Below are 10,531 nucleotides of genomic sequence, written 5' to 3'. Positions count from 1 at the left end.
TATCTTCTGCGTTTGTTCATGAACACTCCTTTGGCACAGTGTGCCTCTTTTTAGAAGTGTCCGCAGTAACGGGGTAGAACCCGACATTGCCAAGTGGCGTAACGAGTTCCACAGGCGGCTGCGCGGCCATCGCAAGGTCGCTCTTCGTATGGGGGAAATACCGGCGAACCATATTCATTGGCGGGTAAAGCCCCATGCCCTGAAGGATCTAACATCAGGACGGAGGAGATGGAGTGACATCAGCGATGACGATTTCAATCTTGATTTGAAGCAAAAAGGTGTCGATATGCGCTTGGGGCTGGATATTGCCGCCTTGGCATATAAGCGGCAAGTGACCCAGATCGTTTTGGTCTCGGGCGATGCTGATTTTGTTCCGGCAGCGAAATTGGCGCGAAGAGAAGGTATTGATTTCGTCTTGGACCCTATGTGGGCAACAATTCGGCCCGATCTATTTGAGCATATTGACGGTTTGCGTTCAGTTTGTGCCAAACCTCAGGCTCGCCATTCGTGATCACGAGCTATTAGCGTGCCAAGCTCTGCTTCCGTGGGTTGCACATCACGACACACCAATACCATCCATCATCACGGCGGTGCCCAGAGCGTCACCGGTTCCTGCCATGAGCTGGTGCTGGGACCGGATGCCAGCCTGCTGATCGATTGCGGCCTGTTCCAGGGCGAGGACGCCGCGCCGCGCGGCGGGGCGGACCAACTGGCCATCGAGTTCGATGTGAGCCGTGTGGTCGCGCTGGTGGTGACCCATGTGCACATCGACCATGTGGGCCGTATTCCCTGGCTGCTGGCCGCCGGTTTTGAGGGGCCGATTCTGTGCAGTGAGCCTTCGGCGCGGTTGCTGCCCATCGTGCTGGAGGATGCCTTCAAGCTGAGCCTGAGCCGCCAGACTGAGGCGGTGGAGCGCTACCTGCAGGTGGTTCGCGGTCGGCTGGTCTCGTTGCCCTATGACACCTGGTACCCGGTGCCGGGCGGGGACGGGGCCCGTGTGCGGCTGCAACGGGCCGGGCATATTCTTGGCTCCGCCTACGTGGAGTGCGAGGTGGCGGGCCACCGCACCGTGTTCTCCGGCGACCTGGGCGCGCCCCATGCGCCGTTGCTGGAGCCGCCGGTGCCGCCGGAGCGCTGCGATACTCTGGTGATCGAGAGCACCTACGGGGATCGCCAGCATGAAGACCGGGCCGGCCGCGGCCGGCGTTTGGCGGCGGTGATTCGGCGTGCCCTGGAAGACCAGGGCACCGTGCTGATCCCGGCGTTCAGCCTGGGGCGCACCCAGGAGTTGCTGTACGAGCTGGAGACGATTATCCAGGAGCAGAGCGACCAGGAGGCGGCGGACGGTTTGCCCTGGAACGAGCTGCCGGTGATTCTGGATTCGCCCCTGGCGCGCCGCTTTACCCGGGTGTACCGGGCGCTGGCGCGCTTCTGGCCGCAGGAGGCGAGGGCGCGCCGGGAAGCCGGGCGCCGGCCACTGGCCTTCGAGCAGCGGCTTACCGTGGACGACCACGCCGCCCACCAGCGCATGGTGCGCCACCTGGCGGAGAGCCGCCGCCCGGCCATCGTGATCGCCGCCAGCGGCATGTGCACCGGTGGGCGCATCGTCAATTACCTGAAGGCGATGCTCGGCGACCCGCGCCACAATGTGCTGTTCGTGGGCTACCAGGCCGCCGGCACCCCGGGGCGCGATATCCAGACCTACGGGCCGAGCGGCGGCTATGTGGAGCTGGACGGCGAGCGCCACGTTATCCGCGCCGGCATCGAGACCCTGGGCGGCTACTCCGCCCACGCCGACCAGGCCGGCCTGGTGAACTTCGTCACCGGCATGGCGCGGTGGCCCGAGCAGGTGCGCATCGTCCACGGCGAGCCCCACGCCCGCCGCGCCCTCGCCGCCGCCCTCAAGCACCGCTACCAGCAAAAAGGCCGCCCGTTGCGTACCACCCCGTGATTTGGCGTGGGCTGGCATTCCCGTTACACTTTGGAGTGTAACTTGAGGAGTCGATATGGAAGCGACCACTAAAGACCTGCGTTTGCGCACCAAAACCCTGATTGCCGCGACGGACCGGGGGGAGGAGGTCATCATTACCTACCGGGGCAAGCCCCGTGCCAGGCTCGTTCCCCTCGGCGAGGAGGCCGAAGGCGCTGCTCGTCCGGAAGTGCGTGAGGGCGAAGCGCCGGCCTATCGAGCCGAACGTAATCCGGCTTTCGGGCTATGGCGGGACCGTGATGAACCGGGCCCCGCGCCTGATGAAAACGCGGTGGATGCCTATGTCAGACGAGTGCGTCGCCCCAGGGAGTTTTGATGAGCCTGGTCGATACGGACGTCCTGATTTGGAATCTGCGCGGAGATGAAGCGGCGGCACGGCTGCTGGATGGTGGCGAGCCTTTCATTGTGTCGGCCGTCAGCTATATGGAATTGTTGCAGGGGCTGCGTGACAACCAGGAACTGCGGACGCTGCGCCGTGCACTCCGGTTTTGGGGGGCGGACCTTCTGCATCTGAATGAGGAAATATCCGCCAGAGCGATGTTCTTGGTGGAGGAGTACGCTCTGAGCCATAACATGCAAATGGCGGATGCCCTGATCGCGGCGGGGGCTCTGTATCTCGGCGTGCCATTGGTGACGGCGAACGACCGTCATTACCGGCACATCAAGGAATTGGAGATCCGGGTTTTCCGCCCCCGGCAGTAAGCCTTCCTTCAACGATCCATGGTACGCCGAACCCGGGGGCAGTTTGCTCCTGCCGTTATCGCCCCACCGCCTTATCAGGGCCTACATATCGTGTCGTCGTTGGCTGACAACGATCCAGGGTGCCGGCTGACATCGCTTTCTTTTCATCCCGGCCACACTGCCTCCAGAGCAAATACGGAGGCCCCATGGATGATCACGACACCAGTTACCGGTTGCTGTTTTCCCATGCCGAGATGGTGCGCGACCTGCTCACAGGCTTCGTGCCCGAGGAATGGGTTGCCGAGCTGAATCTCGATTCCCTGGAAAAGATGAACGGCAGTTATGTCAGCGATGACCTGCGCAGCCGTCACAGCGATGCGATCTGGCGAGTGCGGTGGGGGCATGACTGGATCTATATCTACTTGCTGCTGGAGTTTCAGTCGACGGTGGATCGGTTCATGGCGGTGCGTATTCTGAGTTACACCGGTTTGTTGTATCAGGATGTGATCCGCCGCCAGGAGCTGGATGACGCACGAGAATTACCGCCGGTATTTCCCATTGTGCTGTACAACGGTGAGGCGCGTTGGCGAGCGCCAACATGCGTTTCGCAACTGGCCCAGCCCGGTCCCGCGGCGTTGGCCGAATATCAGCCGGACCAAGCATTTTTGCTTATCGACGAAGGTGCCTTCGATATGGACAGGCTGGCGCCGTTGAATAACTTGGTGGCGGCGCTATTCCGGCTTGAGCACCATCGCTCACTGGCGGAGGTGCCGGAGGTCCTTGGACTTTTGATAAACTGGCTGGACAAGCCCGAGCAAGAAGGTTTGAGGCGAGGTTTCGTGGAGTGGTTGCGCCGCCGGTTGCGTCATTGGGCGCCTGGCGCCAATCTACCCGAGATTCATGATCTGCAGGAGGCCCATGACATGGCCAGAGATACCGTTCAGGAATGGAAGGACGAACACCTCCAGACCGGCTTGCGGCAAGGCCTCGAGCAAGGCTCCACCAATGAAGCTCGCGCCATTTTGCGCCGCCAGTTAGCGCGTCGTTTCGGTGGCGTGCCCTCGGAAGTGAACGACCGGTTGGAGGCCGCCACCCGTGCCGAGCTGGAAAACTGGATCGACCGTCTCTACGACGCCGCCACCCTTGATGAGGTGTTCCAGTAGCCAGAAGGCTCGCGGCCGTCGTTGCGCTTTGGGCGGTTGTTGGCGGCTCGATGGGACGTGGGGTTACAATGAATTTCTCTTGCACCACTTTGCGAGGAGCGACGGATGACGATCTCGTTGGATCTGGATCAAATGAGCATTGAAGAAAAGCTGCGTGTGCTTGAGGCGCTGTGGGTGGACTTGAGTGAAAAAGCACCAGATAGCATCCCCGCTCCCCAATGGCATAAAGACGTGCTGGAAGAGCGTGCCAATAGTGTGGAAGAGGGCAAGAGCCACTTCAGCGCTTGGCCGGACGCGAAAAAGCGTATACGCGACCGGTTCCAATGAAAATCGAGCTTCTCGAGCAAGCGGCCGATGATTTGCTGGCCGGTGCTCGCTTTTACGAGGATCAAGGGGAGGGGCTAGGCCAGTACTTTTTGGACTCCTTGTTCTCGGATATCGACTCGTTGCAACTGTACGGCGGTCTTCACGCTCAAATATTTGGCTACTATCGTCTGTTGTCCAGGCGCTTTCCCTACGCTGTTTATTACCGCGTCCAGGAGAACCTGATCCGGGTATACGCGGTCCTGGATTGCCGGCGCTCGCCTGACAAGATGCGCACGCGGCTGCTTTCGTCCGATTAAGATACCTCTGTATCGCTCCCACGACTCTGATCTACCCACCCCCTGAAGGGATTTCGACTGAATTATGCTGAATGGACCTTTCCCGCCCTGGCCTTCCTTTAGCCAGGAAGAGGCGGACGCCGCCAGCGCGGTGCTGCTTTCCAATAAAGTGAACTACTGGACCGGCCAGGAAGGCCGCGAATTCGAGCGCGAGTTCGCCGCTTTCGCCGGCACCGAGTACGCCATCGCCGTGGCCAACGGCACCCTGGCGCTGGATCTGGCCCTGCGCGGCCTGGGCATCGGCCCCGGCGATGAGGTGGTGGTGACGCCGCGTACCTTCCTGGCCTCGGCCACGGCGGTGCTCAACGCCGGTGCCACGCCGGTGTTCGCGGACGTGGACCGGGACAGCCAGAACATCACCGCCGAAACCGTGGCCGCGGTGCTCACGCCGCGCACCAAGGCGGTGATTTGCGTGCATCTGGCCGGCTGGCCCTGCGACATGGACGCCATGATGGCCCTGGCCGAGGCCCGCGATCTGTTGGTGATCGAGGACTGCGCCCAGGCCCACGGCGCCACCTGGAAGGGCCGCTCCGTGGGCGGCTTCGGTCATGTGGGTTGCTGGTCGTTCTGCCAGGATAAGATCATGACCACCGGCGGGGAGGGCGGCATGGTCACCGTCAACGGCCGTGATCTCTGGTCCCGCATGTGGAGCTTCAAGGACCACGGCAAGAGCTGGGAGGCGGTCTACGAGCGCGAGCACCCGCCCGGCTTCCGCTGGCTGCACGAGAGCGTGGGCACCAACTGGCGCCTCACCGAGATGCAGTCCGCCATCGGCCGGATTCAGTTGGGCCGGATGCCGGACTGGACCCGCCGGCGCCAGGCCCATTGCCAAGCCATCTGGGAAGCCGCCGCTGAGCTGCCCGGCCTGCGCGTGCCCACGGTGCCGGCGGAAGCCGGCCATGCCGGCTACAAGTGCTATGTGTTCGTGCGCCCGGAGACCCTGGCCCCGGGCTGGAACCGGGACTGCGTGATGAACCGCATCGTCGGCATGGGCGTGCCGTGTTTCTCCGGCTCCTGCTCCGAGGTGTATCTGGAGAAATGTTTCCAGGACCTGGGCCTGGCCCCCGACGAGCGCCTGCCCACCGCCCGCGAGCTGGGCGGGACCAGCCTGATGTTCCTGGTGCACCCGACCCTGGAACCCGCCCACATCGAAAAGACCGTCGCCGCCCTGCAGGCGGTCATGGCCCGCGCCACCCTGGCCTGACCGGCATGGTGCGATGCTGCCAAATACCATTGCAAAGCGGTTTCCCATGCCGTAATCAAGAACTTTCAGGATGAGAAATGGACCCCGGTGAGGGCTTTCAGGCCCGTGCGGTAGCCGGGGCGGGATGAGGCTCAGGATGAGCCCATTCCCTTTACACAGTTTTTATCCGATGCCATGCAATATGGGCGCTGGCGTCAAGCTGTGTGGTGCCGGAATGAAAAGGGGCACTGGTTCGCAGCCGACGACTGGATATATGAGTTCACATATGGCCGTCATGTTGGACGTGTATGGCGAGAGTTTCCGGTAACTTATTACTTGAAGTTCTCAATAACAAAAACGGGTATCCAGATTTATATGTTGTCGTGTCACCCTTCTAGTTAGGGGTGAGGAGGATAACGGGATGGAAACGATGTGCTGTGGCGTTTGTGGTGAAGAGGCTCTGCGTGCTCGTGAAGAAACCAGTACGCTAACCGCGGGTGATATTTCCGGGGATGTACTGGTTCGTTTTACTGAATGCGAGGCATGCGGAAGTATTTCCTATGGTGAGGAACAAGAGCGCTTCAATCGCCGCCAGAGGCTCGCGTTCCGTAAACGGACCGAGGGTTTGCTGACCGGGAGCGAAATCCAGGCTCTGCGGGCCCGGTGGGGGCTGACTCAGAAAAGTGCCGCCACCTTATTCGGTGGCGGGCCCGTGGCCTTTGCCAAGTATGAGGCTGATGAGGTGTGTCAGTCCCAAGCGATGGACCGTTTGCTCCGCGCTTATGATCAGATTCCACGGCTAAGAGTGTGGCTGCATGGGCACGGCGGGGTGCCCCACATTGAGAACCAAGTGGTTGAAGGCCATCCCGAGGATTGGGTTGACACCTATTCTTGGATCCATGACAGCACTCTTTCGATTATGGCCGGCATGCGTGATCCACGGGCTTATCGCCGTTCTTTGCACGCTGAAAAAATAATCAGAAGTTTGGTGAAGACACTGGCGCCGACCTCCGAGGAAGAGCCAGAGCAGCCGCCCCACGCCCGATGGAATAAAATGAATGCGCCGGGCATTCAAAGGAGGCACTAATGCGCATGGAGTTGGTGGATATCGTGCTTCGCTCCCATTCGTTGTCCATGGATAAGGATTTTTTTCCGGCGCTTGTGGATTCTTGGGACGCTTACGCGCTGGAATCCATGGCCAGTATTACCTCTTGGAGTGTTTTGCCCGATATGGAGCAGCCTTCTCTTGTCCGGTTCGTTCAGTCCGTGGGGTTGCGGTGGGTTCATTCGGAAGATGGGGAAGAGCGCATCGCCGCGACTATTGACGCACAGTACGGTCTGCTCTTTTCCACCGAGGTCGGTTTGCAAAGTCTGGCCATCGACGAGTTAATCAGTGAACGTGTTATTTCATCCGTCTGGCCGTACTGGCGGCAAGATTTTGCCCAAATGGCCATGAAGGCTTCTTTGCCGATGGTGGTCATCCCCCCCGATCCGGATTTTTCCCTCAAATCCTGACCTGCGCCAGGACTGGCTTGACGACATTCATCGCTTCTCTCCATACCGCGCTGCTGGCCGGGTTCCTGGCGTTGCTGCTGGTGGTGCCCGGGACCTATTACGTGGTGCCGCTGGTGGCGGCGCTGCTGGTGCCCTGGGCGCTGGCGCGGCCCGCCGTGGCCCCGGTGCCGGACCGGGAAGACGCACTCTGCCTGGCGGCGTTGCTGGCGTTTGGCGGGGTGTGGTGCCTGGACGTGTGGCGCACCGGTGTGTGGCCGGTGGGGGAGGGCAATCAGGGGCTGTTCCTGCCGTTGTGGCCGTTCCTGGCCGCCTGGGTGGGCCTGGCCTGGCGGCGCCGGCCGCCCTCCGCCAACGGACTCTGGGTAGGCGCGGCCCTGGGCGCGGCGCTGGCCGGCGGCATCGCCGCCTACGAGTTCGGTTGGCTGGGCCGGCACCGGGCCAACAGCGGCATCAACGCCATTCCCTTCGGCAACCTGGCATTGTTGCTCGGCACCCTGTCGCTGGTGGCGTTTCTGGCGCGAGGGCGCCGGCGTGGCTGGTTTCTGCTGGCCGGCGTGCTGGGCGTGCTGGCATCGGTGTTTTCCGGCACCCGGGGCGGCTGGGTGGTGTTTCCGCTGTTGTTGGCGGTGCTGGCCTGGGCGTTCGGCGAGGGCTTGCCGCGCCGGCGGTTGTGGCCCCTGGCCGGGGTGCTCGCCGCGGTGCTCATCGGCGGCGCGCTGCTGCCGCAAAGCGGGGTGCGCGACCGGGTGGACGAGGCGGTGGACAACCTGCGGGACTACGCCCAGGGCGATGCCGCTTCGTCGCTGGGCGCGCGCCTGGACATGTGGCGTGCCGGCGGGCGGCTGTTCGTGGCGAAACCCTGGCTGGGTTGGGGCGAGGGGCGGCTGGAGGCGCGCCGCGACCAATGGGTGGACCAGGGCCAGTACTATCGCGGCATCAGCCGCTACGACCAGCTGCACAATGATTTCGTGGACACCGCGGCGCGGCGGGGCCTGCTGGGGCTGCTCTCCCTGCTGGCCCTGTACGGCGTGCCGTTGTGGTTGTTCGCCCGCCACTTGCGGGCGCGCCCGGACCGTCGCGGGCGGGCGCTGGCGGCGGCGGGCCTGGTGGTGATCACCGCGTTCGCCGGCTTCGGGCTGAGCCAGTCCATGCTGCGCGATGTGCGCGGCTTGTCCTGTTATTTGGGACTTTTTGTCGCTTGTTGGTGCTTACTCAAGGCCAACAAAAAGGGCACGAATCCCCCCGAATGAGGGGGTGAGTCAAAAGTGAATATTTTTTCAACATCTGGTAACGTGCTGTTCTTCACAAAACGTTATCTTTCTTTTCATCAGCACCGCGACAAGGAAACGTCGTCATGGCCTCTCTTTCCGAGCATGGGTTGCTGAGCGCGATTCTGGACAGCCGACGCTGGCAGAAACGCGCCATCATGCTGACCGTGGACGCCCTGGGTTTGCCCGTGATGTTGTGGGCCGCCTACGCACTGCGATTCAGTTCCCTGGACGTCGCCGTCGAGCCGCTCTGGCTGGTACCGGCCAGCGTGGCGATCTCCCTGGTCTCGCTTTACATCTGCGGTTTTTACCGATCCATCGTGCGCTACCTGGGCGCCGAGGCGGTGTGGTCCATCGTGTTCGGCATGGGCGCCGCCGTGGTGACCCTGGCGGGGATGGCCTACATGATGACACTGGACGTGCCCCGTTCGGTGTTCGTGATTTTCTGGGTGCTGTCGGTGCTGTATCTGGGGGCGAGCCGGTTCGTCGCCCGCCGGGTGCTGTTCCGCCTGGTGTCCGGCTACCTCAACCGTGAGCCGGTGGCCATTTACGGCGCCGGCGCCGCCGGCGGCCAGCTGGCCTCCGCGCTGCAGGCCGCCGGCGAGCTGCGCCCGGTGCTGATCGTCGACGACGAACCGGGCAAGCAGAACATGGTGCTCTCCGGCGTGCCGGTGAGCGGCCGCGGCCGCCTGGCGGAGATGGTGGAGGAGGGCAAGGTGCGCACGGTGCTGCTGGCCATGCCGTCCATGCCGCGCCACCGCCGCATGGCGTTGGTCACCTGGCTGGAGAAACTGGGCGTGCGCGTGCAGACGGTGCCCAGCTTCGTGGACATCGCCAGCGGCAAGGCGCGCCTGGAAGAGATCAAGGACGTGGCCATCGAGGATCTGCTCGGCCGCGACCCGGTGCCGCCGCACCCGGACCTGCTCGGCCGCTGCATCACCGGCAAGAACGTGCTGGTGACCGGCGCCGGCGGTTCCATCGGCTCGGAACTGTGCCGGCAGATCATCAAGCTGAACCCGGCCTCCGTGGTGCTGCTGGAACAAAGCGAGGTGGCGCTCTACGACATCGAGCGTGAGCTCAAGGGCCTGATGAAATCCGCCGGCGTCACCGCCGAGGTGGTGCCCATGCTCGGCTCGGTGGTCAACCGGGGCTATGTGCGGCGCCTGTGCGAGGCCCACGGTATCGAGACGCTCTACCACGCCGCCGCCTACAAGCACGTACCCATTGTCGAGGGCAATCCGGCCGCCGGCGTGCGCAACAACATCCTCGGCACTCTGGAGACCGCCCAGGGCGCCGAAGCGGCGGGGGTGAAGCACTTCATCCTGATTTCCACGGACAAGGCGGTGCGCCCCACCAACGTGATGGGCGCCACCAAGCGCTTCGCCGAGATGGTGCTGCAGGCCATGGCCTCCCGTGGCAGCGGCACCGTGTTCTCCATGGTGCGCTTCGGCAATGTGCTGGGGTCGTCGGGCTCCGTGGTGCCGTTGTTCCGCCACCAGATCCAGCGCGGCGGCCCGGTCACCGTGACGCACCCGGACGTGATCCGCTATTTCATGACCATCCCGGAGGCTTCGCAGCTGGTGATTCAGGCCGGCGCCATGGCCCGGGGCGGGGAAGTGTTCGTGCTGGACATGGGCGAGCCGGTTCGCATCGTCGATCTGGCTCACACCCTGATTCGTCTGATGGGGCTGAGCGTGCGGAGCAAGAGCAACCCGGATGGCGACATCGAGGTGGCCTTCACCGGCCTGCGCCCCGGCGAAAAGCTTTATGAAGAACTGTTGATCGGCGAGTGCAGCACCCACACCGAACATGAAATGATCATGCAGGCCAGTGAGGAAATGCTGGGCATGGACGAGATGCACCGCGCCCTGGAAGCCCTGCGCGGCGCCCTGGACCGGGGCGACGGCGAGGGCATCAAGGCGCTGCTGCGCAGCTACGTGCATGGTTACACGCCTGGCCTGTCCGGCGATGCCCCTGGCACTCTGCCCAAGCCACTCACGCCGCTGCGCGAGACCGCCGCCAGCGTGGCCGCTCCCTTGGACACCCCCACCGGCCCCGTGCACTGACCG

Annotated in this window: 12 protein-coding genes; all 12 read left to right on the top strand. The window is 63.3% G+C overall.

What is annotated here, in order from left to right; translation table 11 throughout:
* The first annotated feature begins 148 nt into the window (after positions 1 to 148).
* The 12 genes from HMJ39_RS00680 to HMJ39_RS00625 all read left to right on the top strand — a co-directional run bounded on the left by HMJ39_RS00680 (position 149) and on the right by HMJ39_RS00625 (position 10,528).
* Positions 149 to 511, top strand: a complete 363-nt coding sequence (locus tag HMJ39_RS00680; protein ID WP_228462071.1) for an NYN domain-containing protein — start codon at positions 149 to 151, stop codon at positions 509 to 511.
* A 15-nt stretch (positions 512 to 526) separates the two neighbouring features.
* On the top strand, positions 527 to 1,951 hold the full coding sequence (locus tag HMJ39_RS00675; protein WP_323370796.1) for an MBL fold metallo-hydrolase: 1,425 nt from the start codon (positions 527 to 529) through the stop codon (positions 1,949 to 1,951).
* 55 nt (positions 1,952 to 2,006) lie between these two features.
* A complete protein-coding gene (locus tag HMJ39_RS00670) occupies positions 2,007 to 2,306 on the top strand; it encodes a type II toxin-antitoxin system Phd/YefM family antitoxin (RefSeq protein WP_194295895.1) in 300 nt (99 codons plus the stop codon).
* The gene (locus tag HMJ39_RS00665) at positions 2,306 to 2,692 is read left to right on the top strand and encodes a type II toxin-antitoxin system VapC family toxin (protein WP_194295894.1); all 387 of its coding nucleotides are present in this window, start codon (positions 2,306 to 2,308) and stop codon (positions 2,690 to 2,692) included. The genes HMJ39_RS00670 and HMJ39_RS00665 overlap by 1 nt, the downstream gene beginning before the upstream one ends.
* Before the next feature lie 185 nt (positions 2,693 to 2,877).
* Complete coding sequence (locus HMJ39_RS00660; protein ID WP_194295893.1) at positions 2,878 to 3,834, top strand: Rpn family recombination-promoting nuclease/putative transposase; 957 nt, start codon at positions 2,878 to 2,880, stop codon at positions 3,832 to 3,834.
* Between the two features lie 105 nt (positions 3,835 to 3,939).
* On the top strand, positions 3,940 to 4,161 hold the full coding sequence (locus HMJ39_RS00655; RefSeq protein WP_161383022.1) for an addiction module protein: 222 nt from the start codon (positions 3,940 to 3,942) through the stop codon (positions 4,159 to 4,161).
* A complete protein-coding gene (locus HMJ39_RS00650) occupies positions 4,158 to 4,457 on the top strand; it encodes a type II toxin-antitoxin system RelE/ParE family toxin (protein WP_194295892.1) in 300 nt (99 codons plus the stop codon). Before HMJ39_RS00655 ends, HMJ39_RS00650 begins: the two co-directional genes overlap by 4 nt.
* A 64-nt stretch (positions 4,458 to 4,521) precedes the next feature.
* Positions 4,522 to 5,700 carry a DegT/DnrJ/EryC1/StrS family aminotransferase gene (locus HMJ39_RS00645; RefSeq protein WP_194295891.1) on the top strand — a complete coding sequence of 393 codons (1,179 nt, stop codon included), beginning with the start codon at positions 4,522 to 4,524 and terminating at the stop codon, positions 5,698 to 5,700.
* Positions 5,701 to 6,100: 400 nt separating this feature from the next.
* Positions 6,101 to 6,766 carry a type II TA system antitoxin MqsA family protein gene (locus HMJ39_RS00640; protein WP_194295890.1) on the top strand — a complete coding sequence of 222 codons (666 nt, stop codon included), beginning with the start codon at positions 6,101 to 6,103 and terminating at the stop codon, positions 6,764 to 6,766.
* Positions 6,766 to 7,194, top strand: a complete 429-nt coding sequence (locus HMJ39_RS00635; RefSeq protein ID WP_194295889.1) for a hypothetical protein — start codon at positions 6,766 to 6,768, stop codon at positions 7,192 to 7,194. Before HMJ39_RS00640 ends, HMJ39_RS00635 begins: the two co-directional genes overlap by 1 nt.
* Before the next feature lie 17 nt (positions 7,195 to 7,211).
* Entirely contained in the window at positions 7,212 to 8,444 is a 1,233-nt protein-coding gene (locus HMJ39_RS00630; protein ID WP_194295888.1) for an O-antigen ligase family protein, read from the top strand.
* Between the two features lie 104 nt (positions 8,445 to 8,548).
* Positions 8,549 to 10,528, top strand: coding sequence for a nucleoside-diphosphate sugar epimerase/dehydratase (locus HMJ39_RS00625; protein ID WP_228462070.1), 1,980 nt, complete (start codon positions 8,549 to 8,551; stop codon positions 10,526 to 10,528).
* Positions 10,529 to 10,531: the final 3 nt, after the last annotated feature.

Source organism: Alloalcanivorax profundimaris, assembly GCF_015265435.1.
GTDB classification, from domain to species: domain Bacteria; phylum Pseudomonadota; class Gammaproteobacteria; order Pseudomonadales; family Alcanivoracaceae; genus Alloalcanivorax; species Alloalcanivorax profundimaris.
The sequence above is the reverse complement of the archived record's forward strand: the minus strand, read 5'-3'. Positions and strand labels throughout refer to the sequence as shown.